The sequence below is a fragment of the Mesorhizobium sp. M7A.T.Ca.US.000.02.2.1 genome (assembly GCF_003996995.1).
Classification (GTDB): domain Bacteria; phylum Pseudomonadota; class Alphaproteobacteria; order Rhizobiales; family Rhizobiaceae; genus Mesorhizobium.
The window spans coordinates 1-19,795 of the sequence record NZ_RZTT01000068.1 but is presented as its reverse complement, the minus strand read 5'-3'; the positions used below and the strand labels follow the sequence as shown (position 1 = coordinate 19,795).

Annotated in this window: 19 protein-coding genes; 14 read left to right on the top strand and 5 right to left on the bottom strand. The window is 63.2% G+C overall.

What is annotated here, in order from left to right:
* Positions 1-129, bottom strand: a 129-nt coding sequence (locus tag EOD15_RS09355; protein WP_185928986.1) for a DUF1972 domain-containing protein, incomplete at its 3' end; no start/stop codon positions are given.
* A 314-nt stretch (positions 130-443) separates the two neighbouring features.
* On the opposite strand from EOD15_RS09355, the gene EOD15_RS09350 reads away from it, so the two are divergent.
* From EOD15_RS09350 to EOD15_RS09295, 12 genes are all read left to right on the top strand, one after another.
* The gene (locus EOD15_RS09350; protein WP_127318007.1) at positions 444-1,613 is read left to right on the top strand and encodes a glycosyltransferase; all 1,170 of its coding nucleotides are present in this window, start codon (positions 444-446) and stop codon (positions 1,611-1,613) included.
* Positions 1,610-2,917, top strand: coding sequence for a hypothetical protein (locus tag EOD15_RS09345; RefSeq protein ID WP_127318005.1), 1,308 nt, complete (start codon positions 1,610-1,612; stop codon positions 2,915-2,917). Before EOD15_RS09350 ends, EOD15_RS09345 begins: the two co-directional genes overlap by 4 nt.
* A gap of 9 nt (positions 2,918-2,926) precedes the next feature.
* Positions 2,927-4,156, top strand: coding sequence for a GNAT family N-acetyltransferase (locus EOD15_RS09340; protein WP_127318003.1), 1,230 nt, complete (start codon positions 2,927-2,929; stop codon positions 4,154-4,156).
* A gap of 12 nt (positions 4,157-4,168) precedes the next feature.
* Complete coding sequence (locus EOD15_RS09335; protein ID WP_127318001.1) at positions 4,169-5,392, top strand: GNAT family N-acetyltransferase; 1,224 nt, start codon at positions 4,169-4,171, stop codon at positions 5,390-5,392.
* A 103-nt stretch (positions 5,393-5,495) separates the two neighbouring features.
* Positions 5,496-6,677: a glycosyltransferase family 9 protein gene (locus tag EOD15_RS09330; RefSeq protein ID WP_306245672.1), complete on the top strand. Its 1,182-nt coding sequence runs from the start codon at positions 5,496-5,498 to the stop codon at positions 6,675-6,677.
* 216 nt (positions 6,678-6,893) lie between these two features.
* Positions 6,894-7,118 carry a hypothetical protein gene (locus tag EOD15_RS09325; RefSeq protein WP_127317999.1) on the top strand — a complete coding sequence of 75 codons (225 nt, stop codon included), beginning with the start codon at positions 6,894-6,896 and terminating at the stop codon, positions 7,116-7,118.
* A 43-nt stretch (positions 7,119-7,161) separates the two neighbouring features.
* A complete protein-coding gene (ligD, locus tag EOD15_RS09320) occupies positions 7,162-9,651 on the top strand; it encodes a DNA ligase D (protein ID WP_127317997.1) in 2,490 nt (829 codons plus the stop codon).
* A 277-nt stretch (positions 9,652-9,928) separates the two neighbouring features.
* A complete protein-coding gene (locus tag EOD15_RS09315; RefSeq protein WP_127317995.1) occupies positions 9,929-10,834 on the top strand; it encodes a Ku protein in 906 nt (301 codons plus the stop codon).
* Positions 10,831-11,946 carry a tetratricopeptide repeat protein gene (locus EOD15_RS09310; protein WP_127317993.1) on the top strand — a complete coding sequence of 372 codons (1,116 nt, stop codon included), beginning with the start codon at positions 10,831-10,833 and terminating at the stop codon, positions 11,944-11,946. Before EOD15_RS09315 ends, EOD15_RS09310 begins: the two co-directional genes overlap by 4 nt.
* 232 nt (positions 11,947-12,178) lie before the next feature.
* Entirely contained in the window at positions 12,179-12,823 is a 645-nt protein-coding gene (locus EOD15_RS09305; protein WP_127317991.1) for an alpha/beta fold hydrolase, read from the top strand.
* A 4-nt stretch (positions 12,824-12,827) separates the two neighbouring features.
* On the top strand, positions 12,828-13,598 hold the full coding sequence (locus EOD15_RS09300; RefSeq protein WP_127317989.1) for an exodeoxyribonuclease III: 771 nt from the start codon (positions 12,828-12,830) through the stop codon (positions 13,596-13,598).
* A 192-nt stretch (positions 13,599-13,790) separates the two neighbouring features.
* Positions 13,791-14,987 carry a hypothetical protein gene (locus tag EOD15_RS09295; RefSeq protein WP_127317987.1) on the top strand — a complete coding sequence of 399 codons (1,197 nt, stop codon included), beginning with the start codon at positions 13,791-13,793 and terminating at the stop codon, positions 14,985-14,987.
* A gap of 34 nt (positions 14,988-15,021) precedes the next feature.
* On the opposite strand, the gene EOD15_RS09290 is transcribed toward EOD15_RS09295, so the two are convergent.
* Positions 15,022-15,117, bottom strand: coding sequence for a hypothetical protein (locus tag EOD15_RS09290; RefSeq protein WP_023813324.1), 96 nt, complete (start codon positions 15,115-15,117; stop codon positions 15,022-15,024).
* A 215-nt stretch (positions 15,118-15,332) separates the two neighbouring features.
* The gene (locus EOD15_RS09285; RefSeq protein WP_127317985.1) at positions 15,333-15,422 is read right to left on the bottom strand and encodes a putative RiPP precursor; all 90 of its coding nucleotides are present in this window, start codon (positions 15,420-15,422) and stop codon (positions 15,333-15,335) included.
* Between the two features lie 171 nt (positions 15,423-15,593).
* Between EOD15_RS09285 and EOD15_RS09280 the strand changes: the two genes are divergently transcribed.
* On the top strand, positions 15,594-17,210 hold the full coding sequence (locus EOD15_RS09280) for a WD40 repeat domain-containing protein (RefSeq protein ID WP_127317983.1): 1,617 nt from the start codon (positions 15,594-15,596) through the stop codon (positions 17,208-17,210).
* A 41-nt stretch (positions 17,211-17,251) separates the two neighbouring features.
* Positions 17,252-17,803, top strand: coding sequence for an isochorismatase family protein (locus EOD15_RS09275; protein ID WP_127317981.1), 552 nt, complete (start codon positions 17,252-17,254; stop codon positions 17,801-17,803).
* 295 nt (positions 17,804-18,098) lie between these two features.
* On the opposite strand, the gene EOD15_RS09270 is transcribed toward EOD15_RS09275, so the two are convergent.
* Together EOD15_RS09270 and EOD15_RS09265 are read right to left on the bottom strand one after the other, a co-directional pair.
* Positions 18,099-18,311: a hypothetical protein gene (locus tag EOD15_RS09270; protein ID WP_127408435.1), complete on the bottom strand. Its 213-nt coding sequence runs from the start codon at positions 18,309-18,311 to the stop codon at positions 18,099-18,101.
* Positions 18,312-18,389: 78 nt separating this feature from the next.
* Positions 18,390-18,689 (bottom strand): DUF1236 domain-containing protein, encoded by a 300-nt coding sequence (locus EOD15_RS09265; protein WP_127317977.1) that lies wholly within the window; start codon positions 18,687-18,689, stop codon positions 18,390-18,392.
* Positions 18,690-19,795 lie beyond the last annotated feature (1,106 nt).

Sequence of the window (19,795 nt, the reverse complement as noted above, 5' to 3'; positions counted from 1 at the left end):
GACGCCGACCTTCCAACCGCGCCCGACAAGAAATAGCGCCAGTTTTTCGGCAAAGGTTTCAAAGCCGCCATGGGCCGCGGGTATGCCGCGGGTCCCCAGGATCAGAATGGCGGGCGTTTCTGGTTTCATGGCCGGCGGCACTTTCACATGTCTCATACATTAGATATTGCTTAATTTATAATGAGCAGATGGCAACTTCCGTGCCAGCTCCCGATTTCGGTATCCTGCGAGGGATCATCGCGCGGGGTTGTAAAAAAACGGTGTTGAAGCCGATGGTTGTTTCATTCTCGGTCAACCCTTCTGTGCGTAGCTGTATCGAAACGAAGCAATGCCTGGGGCGTACGGCCGGCAGTCGGGCGTATCGAACCAGGCATGATTCTTGCGGACGGGCTTCTGCCACAATCGCCCAGCGCGATGGTTGTAGCACCCGGCGGGATATAAAGATGCGGATTGCCTGCGTTCATCAGGGTTATGAACTCTATGGTTCTGACCGCAGCTTTGCGGAGAGCGTTGCCGCGTTGCGCGCCGCGTTTCCGTCGGCCGACATCGAAGTGGTTTTGCCACGTAGCGGGCCGATCGTGCGGATTCTGGAAGCGCATGCCAGCCGGATCGTCTTCGAACCGCTGTGGGTGCTGAGGCGCCAGGCCATTGCGCGCCTTGCGACCGTCGAGATGGCGCGATTGCCGGTTGCCGTGTTCAGGGCGTGGCGGCGCCTCAAGGATTGCGACCTCGTCTATGTCAACACCTCGATCGTGGCCGACTACGCGCTGGCCGCACGCCTTCTTCCCCGAAAGGCCGTCCTGCACATCCACGAAATCCCCGAAGGCGCCATGCGCAGGGTACTTGTCGGCCTGATGCACTGGAGCCACGCGGATCTGATCTTCAATTCACACGCGACACGCGCCGCGTTTGGTGATCCCAAGGCGGCGCGTGCGTATGTCGTCTACAACGGTGTTGCCGGGCCGGCGGCGGTCGAACCGATGACGTATGATGGCAAGCGCCCATTGCGGGTGCTGCTGCTTGGCCGTATCAACCGGATCAAGGGGCAGGAGATCCTGCTGGAGGCGATCGCCTCGATGCCGGCGGAACTCCAGGCGAGGATCGAGGTGCGACTGGTCGGCGGCGCCTTCGAAAGCACTGAGCGCGAGCATGCGCTTGCCGAACTGGTCGAAACCATGGGGCTTACCGGGCGCGTCAGAGTCCTGCCTTTCATTCCCGACCCTTCGGAGCATTATCGATGGGCCGATATCGTCACCGTGCCGTCGCGGCGTCCGGAATCGCTGGGCCGCGTCGCCATCGAGGCGATGGCATACGGCCGGCCGCCGCTTGTGTCGGCGATAGGCGGGCTGGTGGAAGTGGTCAGCGACGGGGAGACCGGCTGGCATGTTCCGCCCGGCGACGCAGCAGCTCTTGGCGCGAAATTGCAGGAGATCATCCTCGCCCCTGAGGCCTGGCGCGGGTTTGTCGCTGCCGGGCGCGCGCGCTACGAGGCAATCTTCAGCGAGCCGGTCGCGGCCGCGGCGATCACCGCGATCGCCGCCGACAAGCTGAAGACGACCATCGCGCGGCCGGGCAGGGTGCCTGCTGCCCGCGAAGCGGAGACGCGGCCGTGAAGCTAGCGTTTCCGAGCCATCTGGTTCGACGCCTCGTGCTGATGATCGGCGGCGAGGCGATGCAGAGCGGCTTTCATTTTGCCCTCAACATCATGCTGTTGCACATGCTGTCGGCGCAGGGCTACGGCCTCTTCGCCATCGGTATGGTGATGGGCGGTGTCGGCCTGTCCTATATCAGGTCGCTCACCGCCGTTCCCGCCAGCATCTGGATTAGCAAGAGCACCAACAGCGCCGGCGTCGATACCTATGACGTGGCGTTCGGAACGGCGGCGCTGATCGTGGCGTTGCTGATGGCCGTCGGCACGGCAGTCCTGATGCATGTCCTTGGCGATCCAAGCGGAATTGCCGCCGGCTGCTTCGTCGGTGCCTGGTCGTTGCGCAGCCATATGCGCACGGCTTTCTTCGCACGGCGCCAGCAGGTTGTCGTCTCCGTCAGCGATGGCGCTTTTACAGTCGCCGGCTGTGTCCTGACCGGGCTGTCGATCTGGTTGGTCCAAGACCCGCTGCAGACCGTGTTCTATGCACTAGCCGCGGCAAATGTGTTCGGCATTTTCGTCCTGGTCCGGCTGGCGCGGCGCTCGCTTCGCATCAGCTTCCGCATGCCGACGCGGCGACGCTATGTCAGACTGTGGCCCCAGCTGCGCTGGTCGGCATTCAGCGCGACCACCACCAACATCCAGGGTCAATGTCTGGCGCTGCTGGTCGCCGGCATTGCCGGTCCTGCCGCCTACGCACCGCTGGCGGCGGTTCTGGTGCTGTTTGCCCCGCTGCGCATCATCAGCCTTGCTTTCGTCAACATGACGCAGCCGGATCTCGCCAGGCTGATGCGGAACAATGAAACGGGCCGTGTCTGGACGCAGGCCAAGATCTGGGCGCTCGTCATGGGGTTTGGCGGCCTTGCATATGGATGCGCCATCATGTTCGTCCTGCCGATGATAAAATCCCAGGCTCTCCAGGACGCTTCGACCTGGTTCATCGGACTTTTCGTGATCGCGAATTTTGTCCCGATCATGCTCTATATCATGCCCCGTATCGTGCTTGAGATACTCGGCGATTTTCGGATCGTCGCGTTCACCACGACGGGCGGCGCGGTCGTCGGGCTGGCACTGATCGCGGCCCTGCTGGCAATCGCGTCTCCGCCGTGGGCGTTGTTGGGTTCCGCCGTCTCGGAGATGTTCGTGCTCGTAGCATCATGGTATTTCGCGCATCACCGCATGTGGAATATCGAGCATCCCGACGAGGCGCGCGACAGCCGGTTGGGCGCGTGGCGGCGCACGCTGTCGTTCGCCACGGCAAAGCGATAGGAAAAAAATATGGCAGTCCAGGCGGTGCAAATTGCTGCGGTGACCGGCTCGCCCGATGGCCAGTCCTCCCATCCGGCCGTCGTCGTCGCCAACGATGCATACACGGCGCGGCTCCACACCAGCCTGGAAGCGGCCAGGCCGCTCTGGCTGCGCCTCCAGGCGGACGGTGTGTGCACCGCCCACCAGAATTATGCCTGGGCCGAGGGGATCGTCGCGCGGCTGATGCCGGAAGGTGCCGAACTGCTCATCGTGGAGGTAAACGACGCTGTGACGGGCGTGCCGCGAATGCTGGTGCCGTTGATACGGCGACCGGCTTTCCGCCATCGGGTGATCGAGTGGCTGAGCTGTGGCGTTTGCGACTATTCGGCACCGTTGCTGGCCGATGCGAGCCCGTGGACGACGCAGTCGGCGCAGGCCGCGTGGGCCGCGGTGCGTTCCGTGCTGCCGCCAGCGGACCGTATCCAGATCAGGGGAATTCCGCAATCGATCAGCGGTGTCGCCAATCCGCTGGCCCTGCTGGCGGCCACGCGCGATTCCCTGCATACCAGCTTCGGCCTCGCCATCGACGGCGATCCGGAGACCGTCCTCAAGCGCCTATGCCGGCCATCCTTCGTCAAGGCTTTCAACAAGGACTGGCGTCGCCTCGAACGGCTTGGCGGCGTGGAACTGGTCGAAGCCAACACGCCGGCCCTGGTGGAGGTCATCTTCGCCGGCCTGGTCCGGATGCGGCTCAGCCGCTTTCGCGAACTGGGCCGCTTCGACCTGCTGACGCAGGCGGCGGTTGTCGATTTCTATCGAAACGCTGCTCTCGAGGGCCTGTCGGATGGGTCGGTGCGGCTCTTCGGGTTGCGTGTGGGTGAAGCTCTTATCGCGGTCCAATACCTGCTGATCCATCAAGTCACCGTTCATGCTCTGCTGATCTCAATCGATCAGGGCGCGGTGCCTAATGTCTCGCCTGGACTTCTGATCATGGGCAAGTTGATGAGCTGGGCGCGCGGGCGCGATTTCAATTATTTCGACCTGTCGGTAGGCAACCAGAGTTATAAGGAGCATATGGGTGCCTTGGGTTCGGGTCTGCGCGAGCTTTGCCACGGGATCACGGTGCGAGGCAGCGCCGTGAGCGCAGCCATCGAGATCCGCAACCGGGCCGAGGTGTTCGTGCGCTCCAAACCTCGGCTGCTGAAGAGGCTCCAGGGACTGATGCGGGGTTTGCGGCGCCTGCGCGGGGGATCAGAATGACGGGAGAAGCATGTGGCAAGCTACGCGGCGGGAACGACTCCGATAAAGGATTTGCCCGGTGGGCCGGTTTCCCCGACTGTCGCCAACGTTGATGCAACCGCGCACTTCACGGCTCGGCTGCACACCAGCTTCGACACCGTAAGGCTGCTATGGCTGCTCCTTGAAGCTCACGGCGTCTGCACTGCCCACCAGCATTATGCCTGGGTCGAAGGGATCGCCGCACGGCTGATGCCCAAAGACGCGGATCTGGTCCTCGTCGAGGTGAGTGACGCAGTGACTGGCGCGCCGGCCATGCTGTTGCCGCTGATGCGGCGCCGGGCCTTCGGCCACCACGTGATCGAATGGCTGAGCTGTCGCGTGTGCGACTACGCAGTGCCGCTGCTGGCGGATGGGATAGAGTGGACCAGGCAGAGTGCCGACGCCATGTGGGCGGCGGTCCGTGCCGTGCTGCCACCGGCGGATCGCATCCATATCGCGGGAATTCCGCAGCAGGTCCACGGCGTGGCCAATCCGCTGGCACTGCTTTCGGTGGCGCGCGACTCCATCCAGGTCAGCTCCGGCCTCGTCCTGCATGGCGATCCGGAGACGCTCATCAAGCGAATCTGCAAGCCGTCCTTCGCCAAGGCCTTCCGCAAGCATTGTCGCGGCTTCGAACAGCTTGGTGGCCTCGCTCTGATCGAGGCCGACACGCCTGATCTGGCCGAGGAGCTCCTGGATGCTCTGTTGGAACTGCGGCTCAAGCGTTTCCGTGAGCTCGGGCGTTTCGACCTCCTGACGCAGGCGCCGGTCGTCGATTTTTACCGCGCCGCGGCGCTGCAAGGCCTGTCCAATGGATCGGTGCGGCTCTTCGGACTACGCGTCGGTGAAGCCTGGCTCGCCTCCATCTATGTGCTGGTCAGAAAAGGCACACTTCACGCCCTCCTGCTCGGCATCGACCAGAATGCGGTCGCCAATGTCTCACCCGGCCTGACGACGATGGGCAAGCTGATGATGTGGGGATGCGAGCGGGGCTTCGACTATTTCGACCTGTCGGTCGGCGGCCAGGGCTACAAGCAACATATCGGCGCCTCGAGCTCGGTTCTGGCCGAGATCTGTGAACCGGTGACGGTGCGGGGCAGGGCTGCGAACGCAGCCATTTTGCTGCGCAGCCGGGTCGAAGGCATGACGCGGTCGCGTCCCCGGCTGCTCAAGGCCGTCCAGGGCCTGACGCGCCGCTTGCGGCGACTGAAGGACTGAGGAGGAGCGCTTGCTGGTCCTGCGGCGACCGATGCAGAGGCACCAAGGCCGGCACGGGAAGCTTGTTGACAGGGTTGGTTAGCTGTATATTTGAAAGCGCAGCTTGACGTTCAGAAATGAGTGTCACGGGCGGATTTTTTTAAGTTGGCGTTTTCGGCAGATCATCTCGATGAATGCAAGTTTAGGAGATGGGATTCGTTCCATCCTCATTATTCAAACGAAGTACATTGGAGATGTCGTTCTGACATCTGCTTTGGTTCGCAATCTACGTCTTTCTTATCCACAAGCATCGGTGACCATGCTTTGTGCGCCGGGTCTCAAGGAGTTCATCGTCGCGCAAGGGATCGCCGATGTTGCCGTTGGCTTTGAATCCCGTGGCAGAGGAAGGACTCTGCGCAAGCGTTTGAGCGACTATCGTGGCGTCATCTCTGATCTGCGGCGTCGAAGATTTGATCTTAGCATCGACCTTACCGATTCAAAAACCTCGCGGATCATGCATCGTTTGATCGGCGCTCCACTTCGCGTCGGCTTCGATCCTTCCGAGCATCCGATGAAGTTCTGGGAAATCCAGCTTGCAAACGTTCTCGCCGCGACCTTCGGACATGGCGGACCGCATTATCTCTACAGGAACCTGTCTCCACTCCGCGCCCTTGGGCTGGATTGTGAGGATCCAACACCTCGGCTGCAGCCAACCAGTACTGCCCAGGAAGAGTGTGCCAGGCTTCTTGCGGAAAACGCTTTGGCGAAGAAGTCGTACGTGGCCGTGCATGCCGGCGCGAGGTTTGAAGGCCGTTGCTGGCCGCCGCAACATTTTGCTGCGGTCATCGACGAAGTATACGCCAAAACCGGGCTGCGATCCCTCCTTGTTGGCGGGCCGGATGAAGGGCTTGCCGCGCAAAGGATCCTTGAAGTGGCAGCATCGCCGGTCGCAAGTGTCGTCGGAAAAGCCTCGCTTGAGGTCCTGACGGCATTGTTGGCCGAAGCGTCGATCTTTCTTGGCAATGAGAGCGGCCCGATGCACATCGCGGCCTCTGTCGGAACTCCAGCGGTGGGGCTGTACGGTCTGACGTCGCCAGAGCAATGGGGCCCGTTCGGTGTTCCCAACCGGACGCTCCAGCCGCCCATGCCTTGCCCATGCATCGCTCCAGGCGTGTGTAAAGAAAACAACGCCGGTGGGGTCTATTGCGTCCAGCGGCTCCAGGTTGCCGACGTTGCGGCGGTGACACTCGATCTCATCGGCACGGAAGTGCAAAAATCTGCTCATTCGGGCATGCCGGCCGCGTAGCAGGGCGGCAGCGACGGGCGATTGTTTGGCGGCGCGCTTCACGTCTTGATTCAGGCCAAGGCCCAAATATCTTCAAAAGATTGGTAAATTTGACCGGGCCGCATCCTGCGCTGTCCGCGAAATTGACAGGACGGCGCGTCTCCGCCATCCTTGACCCAGTCGTCAGGCTGCCGGCAGCGGCCGCGTTGTGTGTCTGGGGCGACCGAGGGCAGTGTCATGTTCAGTCCCGTCACAGGTCAGAATTCCAAGCGCGCCGCGGTGCGCAAGGCGCTCGATCGTCACAAGGTCTACATCACCGCGCAGCGTTTTTCGGCAGGCAGCTACCAGGCCCGGGTTCTGGTCGACGGCGAGGCCTATTGGGTCGACGAATTCCGGCTGAGCCAGCTGCAGCAGGGACTGTCGCCGGCGGAGCTCGAGTTGACGCCGGCTGCTGACGATTGAGCGCGACTGGCTTGTTCCTGGCCTCCGTGCTTCGACCTTTGCCATGACCACCCCGCCAAAGCTCAGAGCCTATCGCGCCAAACGCGAATTCTCCAAGACGCCGGAACCGGCAGGCGGCCTCATCACGGACGAAGGCAACCGCTTCGTTGTCCACAAGCACCACGCCACCTCAGACCATTATGATCTGCGCCTGCAGGTCGGCGATGTCTTGAAAAGCTGGGCGGTGCCGCGCGGGCCTTCGCTCAATCCGGCCGACAAGAGGCTGGCGGTCGAGACCGAGGATCATCCGCTCGAATACATCGACTTCGAGGGTGTCATTCCCGAAGGCGAGTATGGCGGCGGGCCGATGATCGTCTGGGATACCGGCAGCTGGGCGCCGATGGACGATGTCGAAAAGAGCTTGCGCACCGGCGCCTTCAAGTTCCGGCTGGCCGGCTATAAGCTCAATGGCGGCTGGATGCTGACCCGGCTGAAGCCGAAACCCGGCGAAGACGAAAACAAGAAGAACTGGCTGCTGTTCAAGGAGCGCGACCTCGCCGCCGACACCGCGCTTGACATCCTCACGGCCCGGCCGGAAAGCGTCAAATCCGGATTGCGCATCGAGGAGCTGGCGGCGCCGGCGAAGCCAGCCGCCAAACCCGCGCCCAGACAGGGATCGCTGAAGCCCGGCACGCTGCCGGGCGCGTTCAAGGCCCCCATGCTTGCTCGTATCGAGCCGCAACTGGCGACGCAGGTGCCAAAACCACCGGATGGCGAGGACACCCAACAGGTCTGGCTGCACGAAATCAAATTCGACGGCTACCGCACCATGGCGCATCTTACTGAGGGCGCGGCCAAGGTGATCACCCGTGGCGGCATCGACTGGACGAAGCGCTATGGCGACCTGCCGCATGCGTTCGCCAAACTGCCGTGCCGCGACGCTATCGTCGACGGCGAGATCGTGGTGCTCGATGCCAAGGGCATCAGCCGCTTCGCGCTGCTGCAGGATGCGCTGGCGCAGGGCGCCGGCAGCAAGCTCCATTTCTACGCCTTCGATCTTCTCCATCTCGACGGCTGGGACCTGACCAAGGCGCCGCTGGTCCGGCGCAAGGCGCTGCTGGCGCAGATGCTGTCGGGCCTCGGTGCCAATTCCGCCATCCAGTTCTCCGACCATGTCGAGGGCTCGGGGCAGGGGCTCTACGACCAGGCGTCGGAACTGGGGCTGGAGGGTGTCGTCTCCAAGCGCGCCACGGCCATCTATCAGAGCGGCCGAAGCAAAAGCTGGACCAAGACCAAGGCGTTGCTGTCGGACGACTTCGTCATCGCAGGCTTCACCATCTCCGATGCGGCCGAAGGGCTGGCGGCGCTCGGCATGGCAGAGTTTGAGGATGGTGAATTGCATTATCGCGGCAAGGTCGGCACCGGTTTCGATGCCGCCACCGCGGGTGAGTTGCTCGCCAGGCTGGAGCCGCTGCGGGAAGGCGCCACCCCGCCCGAGGGCGTCCCGCGCGAAATCATGCGCGAGATGAACTGGGTGCGGCCGCTGCTGTCGGCGCGCATCCATTACGCCAACCGCACATCGGACAACGCACTGCGCCACGGCGTCTTCCGCGGTTTGAGGGATGTCGGCCTGTCGACGCCGGTCTCGTCCAAACGCAAGCGGCTGATCGCCGAGGCCGACCTTGCCACCATCTGGGTGACTAATCCGACGCGCCGGCTGTTCGGCAAGACCGGCCCGACCAAGCTCGACATCGCCGTCTATTATGCGCTGGTCGGCGATTTCATGCTGCCGCACATCCTCGGTCGGCCGGTGTCGCTGGTGCGCTGCCCGACCGGCCTGCCGAAGGATTGCTTCTTCCAGCGCCACGCCTTCACCGGCATGCCGCCCTCGGTGGTGACATTCGAGGCGACAAATTCCGAGGGCGAAACCAAATCCTATCTCTCGGTCGAAGGCGCGAAAGGGTATCTGGCGCTGGCGCAGTTCGGCGTCGTCGAGTTCCATACCTGGGGCACCCACCGCACCAGCCTCGACAGACCCGACCAGATCGTCCTCGACCTCGATCCGGGCGAGGGGATTTCATGGCGCGAGGTGGTCGAGGCCGCCGTGCACATCAAGGGCGAATTGGAGCGCCTGGGGCTGGTGCCGTTCGCCAAGACCTCCGGCGGCAGCGGCATCCACATCACCGTGCCGGTGACGGGCAAGCAGAACTGGAAGAAACTGCACCAGGCGACCAGCGCCATCGCCACGCATCTGGCGACAACGGCGCCGGACACATTCACCACCACCATGGGCAAGGACAACCGCAAGAAGCGCATCTTCATCGATTATCATCGCAATGCGCGCGGCCACACCTCGGCAGCCCCTTACTCGCTGCGCGCCCGCACCAATCTGCCGGCCTCTACCCCGGTGAGCTGGAGCGACCTCGAATCCATCGATGCGCCGCAGGATCTGAACTATTCCTCCCTGCCGGGGCTGCTGGCGACGTCGGGCGATCCGTGGGCCGAGATCAATGAGTTCGCGCGGGATTTGCCGGTGGTTTCGGGGGCGAGATAGTAGTTGCAGAATGAGGACCGCCGAGATCCTTGGCGCCCCCTCTGTCCGGCAGGACAGAGGGGGCGCTGTCCCGCCAGCGTTTGAAATTCCAGTCCATCGACGCTTCCGACAATTTGAATTATTCTCTCCGCCACGACCTCAAAGACGTACCGGAAGATTTCGTCAGGGATTTGCCTGTATCGTGTGGGGTCGGTGTAGGATTTCCTCGGCGCCAATCGTCCTTCTGGACGAAAAGCGCTGCAGCAAATGTCAGTGCATGGCCGCGTAGGAGTGTTTCATGGCGCCCAGGGCAAGTTGGAAAGGTTACCTCAAACTCAGCCTCGTGAGCTGTCCGGTGCGGTTGTATCCCGCCACCAGCGCCAGCGAGCGCATCAGCTTCAACCAGCTGCACAAGAAGACCCACAACCGCATCAACATGAAACCGGTCGACCCCGAATTGGGGCTCGTCGAGCGTGCTGATCTGGTCAAGGGCTACGAATACGAGGACAAGCAGTACATCATCATCGATGATGCCGACCTCGATGCGGTGCGCATCGAATCCAATCACACGATGAACATCGAGGCCTTCGTCGACGAGGACGAGGTCGACGTCATCTATCAGGATGCGCCCTACTACATGGCGCCCGACGGTGCGATGGCGGAAGAGACCTTTGCCGTGCTGCGCGAAGCGATGCGCAAATCCGGCAAGCTGGCGATCGCCCGCCTGGTGCTGTCCAGCCGCGAGCGCGTGGTGACGATCGGCGCGCGCGAGAACGGCATGTTCGTGTGCACCTTGAGGAACCCGAACGAAGTGCGCGGCACGGCTGAATATTTCGGCAACATCCCAGCCGGCAAGCCCGACCCCGAAATGCTGCAGCTCGCCGAAGCGCTGATCAAGCAGAAGGAAACCGCCTTCGATCCGAAGAACTATGAGGATCGCTACGAGGCGGCACTCATGACGATGATCCGCGAGAAGCTGAAAGGCCACAAGCCGATCATCGCGGCGGCACCCGAGCGCGGCAATGTCATCAACCTGATGGATGCGCTGAAGGCCAGCCTGTCGCAATCGAAGCCGCCGGCCAAATCGAAAAGCAAGGCCGACGAGGTTGCCAAGCCCGCCGCGAAGAAGGCGGCAGCGGGTGGTGCTGCTGAAAATCCGTTGAAGGCCAATCTGCTGAAGGCGGTCGGCAAGAGCAAGAAATGACGGCACCGACCGGCGCTGTTTTCGGCACGATAGGCGCGCTAGCGGCTTTTCCGCTCAGGCTGGCTGCGCGGGAAGTGGAACGCCGGCACGGCCAGCTGCGGCGCGGTATCACCAGGCGCACCACGCATGTCGTCTTCGGCCGGACACTTCTCGCCAGGGCAGGCCTCGTCAAAAACGGCGATGCCGGGATCGAGCGCAGTGTCGCCGCCGAGCGCGCGGCCGGTCGAACGCTGATCAGCGAGAACGGATTCCTGCGCCTTCTCGGACTGATGAAGACACCGGAGGCGTCTTCGCTGTCGCGGCAATCGCTGATCGATCAGTCGCGGCTATCAGGCTCCGACCTCGATTTTTTGTCGCTGTTCGATGCGTTCGAGCATGACACAGAACCTTATTCCTTCCGCGACCTGATCCTGGCGCGCAAATATGCCGGGCTCATCGCCGGCGGCGCGACATGGGCGGCGATCGCGCGCTCCGTCCACCGCTCCGGCCCGGTGGCGTCGCTGACCGCCAAGTCGCTCAATGTCGGCTCGCAGCATGGGCGCGCCGACGCGATCTATCTCGAAGGCGGCCAGAGCGAACTCGATGGGCAGTTGCTGTTCGATCTCGGAACAGCCGGGGCAGAGGGTGACGACACGCTGGAGGAGCTGTTCGCCGAGGCGGAAGCGGCGGAGGAGCAGGGCGACCATGATGGGGCCGCCGCGCTCTACCAGCGCTGTCTCGCCATCGATCCGAGCGATGCGATTGCCGCCTTTAACCGCGCCAACTGCCTGCGCGCCGGCGGCCACGCGGTGGACGCCGCTCATGACTATATCAATGCGATAAAACTCGACCCGGCCTTCGTCGAGGCGTGGTTCAACCTGGCCGGACTGATGAGCGAGCAAGGTCGCGAAGCCTCGGCGCGAAGGCACCTGCAGAAAGCGATCACGCTCGACAAGACCTATGCCGATCCGGTGTTCAACCTCGCCCGACTGGAATTCGACGCCGGCAATCTGCCGGAGGCGCGGCGGCTGTGGGTGCGCTATCTCGAACTCGACGCGGATTCGGAATGGGCGCGGGTTGCAGCCAAGGGCGTGCAGTTCGTGGATCTGCAGCTGGCGCGGACGGCGGGGTGAGCATGATTGGCAAAGGCCGCGATGACAGCCAATCTCCCCCCTTGCGGGGGAGATGTCCGGCAAGACAGAGGGGGGCGCTGTCCCGCCAACAGATCGGCCAATTTTGGCGCGTGTTCTCGCACGCAAGCATGACCGAAGGCTGGCATTCCTTCACGCCCCCCTCTGCCCTGCCGGGCATCTCCCCCACGAGGGGGGAGATCAGCAGCGTCGCCGTCGCGCCGGACATCACAGCATGACCCACTTCCTCTTCGACGGTCCCGACACCGCGCCCACCACCATCCTGCTTGCCCATGGTGCGGGCGCGTCGATGGATTCGCCTTCGATGACCGCCACCGCCAAGGCGCTGGCCGCGGCCGGCTTACAGGTCGCGCGCTTTGAATTCCACTACATGGCTGCCCGCCGCTACGGCCACCGCAAACCGCCGCCGCGGGCCGAGACGGTGAATCCGGAATATATCAAGGCGACAGCCGACCTCAGGGCAAAGGGCGTGACGGGACCGCTGATCATCGGCGGCAAGTCGATGGGTGGGCGCGTCGCCTCCATGGTCGCCGACGAGATGTTTGCCAAGGGCGAGATTTCAGGGCTGGTCTGCCTCGGCTATCCCTTCCATCCGCCGGCCAAGCCCGAGCAATTGCGCACCAAACACCTTGCCGATCTGAAGACGCCGACGCTGATCTTCCAGGGTACCCGCGACGAGTTCGGCACCAGGGACGAGGTTGCGACTTATGACCTTTCCGATCGCATCGAGGTGATCTGGCTGGAGGATGGCGACCATGATCTCAAGCCACGCAAGAGCATCTCGGGATTTTCGGCGGCCGACCATCTGAAGACGCTGGCCGAGACGGTCAAGGCGTGGTCGGGTCGGATCGCTTCCTGAAGCGATGAAGATCGCCTCCTTCAACATCAACAACATCAACAGCCGGCTTGAAAACCTGCTGGGGTGGCTGGCTGTGGCAAAGCCCGATGTCGTGTGCCTGCAGGAGCTGAAGGCGCGCGACATGCAGTTTCCGCGCTCGGCATTGGCGGCGGCCGGCTATGGCGCGGTGTGGAAGGGCGAGCCGACGTGGAACGGTGTTGCCATCCTGGCGCGTGGTTCGGAACCGGTGCTGACCCGCGATGCCTTGCCCGGCGACGATGCCGACAGGCAGAGCCGCTATATCGAGGCGGCGGTGAACGGCATCATCGTCGCTTGTCTCTATGCGCCGAACGGCAATCCTCAGCCCGGCCCGAAATTCGCCTACAAGCTCGCCTGGCACGCGCGGCTGGAGGTGCATGCCGAACAGTTGCTCGACACCGGCCTGCCGGTGGTGCTGGCCGGCGACTACAACATCGTGCCCGAGCCGCGCGATATCTACGCCACCCGCTCCTATGACGACAACGCGCTGGTGCAGCCGGAGAGCCGGGCGTCGTTCCAGCGCCTGCTCGACCAGGGTTGGCTTGATGCCCTGCGCAAGAAGCATCCGAAGGAAACGCTTTACACATTCTGGGACTATCGCCGCAACCGCTGGCCGCGCGATGCCGGCCTCCGGCTCGATCACATCCTGCTGTCGAAGAAACTGGCACGCCGCCTGACCTCCGCCGGCATCGACCGCGACGTGCGCGGCGAGGACGGCGCCAGCGACCATGCGCCGGTGTGGGTGGAATTGAAGTAGGCGACTGCTTTCATTGCGTCGCGCTTGAACGGCTCCCTGCAACGCGCTTAAAGTCTTTTGTCTCGATGCATGTTGCTGTCCCAATCCGGGTTCGCTTTTGGCCGACATGCAATAACCTGTCGGCAAAGTACTCCAACGCAGCCGGATCGCCCGTGAACGCAACCCCCCAGGAGATTTGTGGATCGAGGCTCCATGCCTGACTTGGGCGCTGTCTCGATATTGGCCGCCGCCATTGTGGTGCTTGCGGCTGCTGTCATGTCCTGGCTGCTGTGGCGGAAGCGCAGCCGTCGCAAGGGACGGCGGCAGACCAATCCGGCTGCCGACTATGCCGTCCGTACCGATTGGAATGCCCGCGGGGGTATGCTCAATTACTCATCCTTCGTCTATTTCGATGTCGATCGCGACGGCAAATACGGCGCCGGAGACCGGCCGATGGCCGGGATCATGGTGCGGCTGTATGACGAAGCGGGCAAGCTCGCCGCATCCGCGCGCACCAACAATGCCGGCTTTGCCAATTTTCCCATGTCGGTGAAAAGCAGAAAGGCCGTGATCCGCAAGCCGGGCAACTGGCGCTTTGTGGTTTCGGTGCCGCCCGGCTGGCAGGCGAAAAGCGAAAATGACATTCAGTCCCGACGCTTCATGCCGCTGCCGGGTTCGCCGGCCGGGATGGTATCGCAGGAGATGCTGCTGCCGGTCGGTCTGGCACCGCCGCGCCGCGTCAGCGGGCGCGTTGCCGGCGATGGACCAGCGACCCTCTCCATGTCGGGGGACGGGCACGTCCTGGAGACGCGGGCACTGGCCCCGGGTGCCGTCTTCAGCTTCGACCTGGCTGAAGAAGCCGACACGGTCAGCGTCAGCGGCGGCGGCTTGGAGCGGCGGCTGACGCTGTCGCCCTACTCGGCGGATCTAGGCCTGCTGTCGCCGCAACGCGCCGGCATCGACACTGATGCCGCCCTCGAAACGATCGATTTCGACGATGTGACGTCGCGCAGCCTCAGGAAAATTCCGGCTGGCCATGCCGGATTGGCGTGGCGCAACCTGAATGCGATGGCCCGCGACTTCACCAAGGATAGCCAGGGCTATGTCAATGGCAATGTTTCCGGCGACCATGTGCTCTACACCAGCAGCGGGCTGCCGGCCGAATTCAGCTGCGAACGGCCGTTCGGCTTTCACTCGGTCATGCTGAGCGCCGCCTGGCTGGCGTCAGAAGGGGAGGTGGCGCTGATCGAAAGCTGGCTTGGCGAGCAGCTGATTGCAAGCGACGAGGTCACGCTGTCGGCGCTGACGCCGCTGCACTACGCCCCAATGCTCAAAGCTGTAACGCGTGTTCGCCTGTCGACGAAGCACTATTGGCAAATGGTGTTGGACGACCTGATCCTGGTGCGTTGAGGTTTGGACGCGCCAGGAGCAGGTGGCGCTGAAATTATTGCGGTGTCGGCAGCGAGGAGCCGTTGGCCGCAGTGACCGCCGACAACCGGCCTTTTTTCAAGAACGATGGCTTCACATAGATCTTTTTCATATCAGACTCTCCTAAAATCCCGATCCGATGATGCCAGACTGCGGCCATCTGTCAACCATGCGGCTGAAATCGGTAAAACTGCAATAAATCCAAGGAGGAGCGGCAAGGCGCCCGCCCTCCAATTCTTTGTTTACGCCATTCCGGATCGAAGGCCTTCGGTGCTTTTTCTGGAATTGCTCCAGCGCCAGGCACGATTCGGCCAAGAGTGTGCCCGATTATATCGTGGCGCTGGTCGAGCCGTTTGCCGTGACGGCTGAAAGCTTGCCCTTCTTGACGAAAGCCGGCTTCGCGTAAGTCTTCTTCATGGTAATCTCTCCTCATCCCTACGCGAGAATGGCAGATACGCAAGATGTGTCAACCAAGCCGGGCGTCCACACGGGCTCTTGGCGACACGAGCTTGCGGCTGATAGTCTTGGCGTCGACATGCGGGGCAACCGTCACATGGTGAGGGCCGCAACAACGCCCGGGGGGTTTCAATGAACAAGGGTGCCGACAGATTGCTCGCGCTTGCCCTGGTCGTTGTCGCCGTAGGCTGCCTGGCGCGGATCTATTGGCCGGCAATCGGCGAGGCTTTCCTCTGGCGCGGCTTTTCAGGCCCGCCGATGGATCCAGCCTCGTTACGGCTGGCGGGGTTCCTGGTGGCGGCGTTCGCCTGCCTGCTTGGTGCAGGGCTGTTTTGGGCCGGCCTCTTGCCGGACCGGTCGGGCCAAGCAGCGGGCGCGCCGCTGTTTGGTCGCGCGGCGGAGATGCAGGACGCTGGCAGGCCCGGCCTGCGCAGAGTCTTTCTCGTCCTGCCATTGGTCGTGGTCGCCGCACTGGCCGCCGACCGGTTCGGCCCTTGGCATGAGGGCGGCGACATAGCCAGCGAGCCCGTCGAACCGAAGGCCGACGAACCCAACCCTGGCGAGCCGAAGGCCAACGAACCCAAGGGGCAGGATGTCGCCAGCGCGCCGCCGGCCTCAGAGCCGGCAGCCCCACCGCCTGCACCAGCAGAAGCTGCTTCGCCGCCGGAGGCCGCCAATCCGCCTGCGGCACCGGTCCCACTGACGCCGCCGGCGCTGGTGCAACCGACCCCGCCAACGCTAGTGCCGCCGACCGCGCCCGCGCCTCCGGCGCCGCCGGAGGTCGCGGTCATTCCGCCGCCCATCGTGGCGCCATTGCCGCCGGCTCCGCCGCCGCTACCGACGCAGCCCGAGGGCCACCGCGACTCGGTCGTCTGGCTGGCGGTGGCGCCCGACGGGCACTCGATCATGAGCGCCAGCACCGATCACACGATCAAGCTGTGGGACATCGCCGCCAAGCAGCTGATCCGTACTCTCGGCGTGCACAAGGATATGGCCCGCACGGCGCTGTTCATGCCCGACGGCGTCAGCGCGCTGACGGCCGGCGACGACGGCGAGATCGTGCAGCGCAAACTTTCCGACGGTGCGGTGCTGCATGTCTTCTCCTCGGGCGGCAATGGCGGCGTCAGAAAGCTGGCGATCAGCCCGGGCGGCAAACATGCCATCAGCGGGCACGACACGGGCAATGTCATCGTCTGGGATCTCAAGAAGGGCGCTGTGCTGCACGCCATGAGCGGGAACGGCTGGTCGGTCAGCGCCGTCGCCGTCTCGCCCGATGGCAGGCAAGCCCTCAGCGGCAGCATAGACGGCACACTGAAACTTTGGGACATTGAAAGCGGCAAGCAATTACGAAGTTGGCACGGGCATGAGCGAGGCACATATGGCGCCGCGTTCACCGCCGACGGGCATCATCTGGTCACCGGCAGTGGCGATTACACGATCAAGCTCTGGGATCTAGACAGCGGCCGCGAAGCGCGCCGCTTTGAAGGCCACGAAGGCACTGTCTACGCATTGGCGCTGTCGGCCGACGGCCAGCGCCTGGTCTCCGGCTCGCTCGACGGCACGGCACGGCTGTGGGACATGGACACCGGCAACCAAATCGCGATGTTCGATAGCCGGACCGGCCCGATCTACGCGGTGGCCTTCACCGCCGATGGCACGGTGCTGACCGGCGGCAACGACCGCACCATCAGGGATTGGCCGGCCGCCGGCGGCGACAGCATCGTGCTGTTTGCCGGCGCGCCGGAGTGAACGGAACCTTGATCGCATTGTCCGCCGTGCTATGAAAAACCATGTCAGCTCCCAGCCTCCCGGACAACGCGCCGCTCATTGTCATCGATCTCCAGACCGGCATGTTCGACGGTGTGCACGAGCCGCCGATCCATGATGCGCCAGGCATTGTCGAGCGCACCAAGGCGGTGATCGATTGGGCGCGGCGCGGCGGGCGCAAGGTCGCTTTTATCAGGCATGACGGACCCGATGGCGATCCGTTGGCACCGGATGAGCCGGGCTGGCCGGTTTGGCCCGCGCTCGGCCAGGCGGCGAACGAGCCGACCTTTGCCAAATCGGTGCGCGATGCATTCAGCAATCCCGCCTTCGGCGACTGGGTGGCCGGGCAAGGTGCGGGTGCTGTCGTGCTCTTGGGCGCACAGACCGATTTTTGCGTGGCCGCCACGGTCAAGGGCGCGCTCGCCAGAGGGCTCGGCGTGACCGTGGTGTCCGATGCGCACAGCACGCTGGACAATGCCGGCGAGAGTGCCGAGCAGGTCATCACCAGGCACAATGGCGAATTCGCCGAGGCCGGCGTCAATCTGGTGACCACGAAGGCGCTTGTCGGCGGCTGAAGCCCGACCGTCGCCGCTGGCCGCATCAGGCAGGCCGGCTTGAGGAGTTCGCGAGGGAAGACAGCGCCAGGCGGCTGCCGTGGTCGACGCGGACGGGGGGGCGCATTGTTGGGATGGCTCGGGCGCCCGCGTCAACCAGGGCGGCTCGTACCGCCGCATTAGCAACATTGCACATTGCGCGCCGCTCGAAACTTCCGCGAAAGCGGAATAGGCTAGGGCAAAAGTGCGGATTCGGCCGACTTTCGGCGCGCTTTCCCGGCACCGGAATCAAGTCTGCTGGCTGTCGGGATGTCGTTCAGGGCGTTTGCCGGTCCTGCACCGGATCGGCGAGGGACGATGCCGCAATCAGGTCGTCGGCATCGATCCGGCCATGACGATCTTCCATGATGGCCGCGACCTTTTGAAAAGTTTTCATTTCGGCATCCGTCACCCGCGCATTACGCATTCTGGCTTGGAGAGCGGCCAGGCGAACGCCCAAAGCAGGGGATGTCACAGCTTTGCCTGTCATCTTCACTCGTCCTGATTGGAAAAAGACATGTGCGAACCCGCCGCCATGGCTGGCGGCGGGTTTGGGACCGTTCGAAATTCAGTCGTAGACCTTGACGATCTTGCGGGTGCCCGGATCCACCAGGACCGTGCGGTTGTCGACCACCACGTAGCGGTATTGGACATCGGGGATCTCATGAAGCTCGACCGTTTCCGGCAACGCGCTACCAATATTCAGTTCCACACCGGGAACCTTGACCGAAGCAAGGGGCTGCTTCTTCACATACTCGCGGATGACCGTGTCCTGTTCAGGCTGAATGACAACGTCCTGAGCGGCAACGGCGCCGACTCCGGCCAACAGCAATAGCGCCGCAGCGGCGCCCGTTAGGTGCATTTTCATACTGTTTCTCCTTGCGAGTCAGCATGACAAGATCGTCCAACGCTGACGAGCAACTGAACTTGAGCCAAATGAAAATGTTCCTCCGCTGGGGCTTCGGTCGGATGAGAAGTGCGACTTAAGTCCGGTCCGCGAGCGCATTGGTCTTACCGACGGGAACGGCTCTCTGCTCACGACTGTTTGTCTCCCGGATTCGGAGAAACAGATGGACAAAAGTGTTGGCCAAGCGCGCTGGTTGCTCGCACCGATTTTCGCGACGGCCGTCACCTTTCTGGTGATAGGAATAGTCCTTGGCTGACATGTCGTCGATCGGCGCAGCAACGTCCCTTCCTGCGCTGATAAGATTCGCAAGCCGCTTCGGCGGCTGGCGAATCCTCTATCTTCACCACGCGCGGGCCTGCTCATTCGGCAAGCGAGCGCTTCGTTCAGCTTATGCAACGTTGGGAGGTTTACTATGGATCGGCGATCCTTCTTGACAGCAATGTTTGGCATTGCCGGGGCAGCAGCCCTTGCAAGGGCAATTGGCCCGGTCGAAGCAGTGGCCGGTGTTCCAGGCGCCGGAAACGGCATTCTCGATGAAATAGAGGCGTCACAAACAGAGGCCTTCGACGACGGTACACACGCGGAGGTGCAGCCGGTCGACCATCGACGCTGGGATCGGGACTGGGATCGGGACCGGGATCGGGAGTGGGATCGGGGCTGGCGCCGGCGCCGGCACGGGCGGCGATGGAGACGGGTCTGCCGTAGTTATTGGCGGCATGGTCGCCGTCGCGTCCGGTGCTATCGCAGACGCGGGCCCTCGGTCATCCTTCGGTTTTAGCAGCTAGCCAGCACGTCTTAGCGGCAGCGCGATCGGCTCGGCGTCCGCATTTTTCGGGCGGTTGCCGAGCAGAATGCCGTTTGCCGAGGCTGGAGCTCCACATGGCGAGGCGGCGCGAAGGTGAATCCGCGCCAGACAGAAGCGAAGACGTCAAGATGACGGTGCACCGACGCATGCCATCCGTTGGCGAGAAATGGCCCGGCAGCCAGGTGCAAAGGGAGGCACGCCGGGCCAGCCGACTTCTGGCGGTCGCCGGCCATCCTTATATTCTATACGTCTAATATTAATG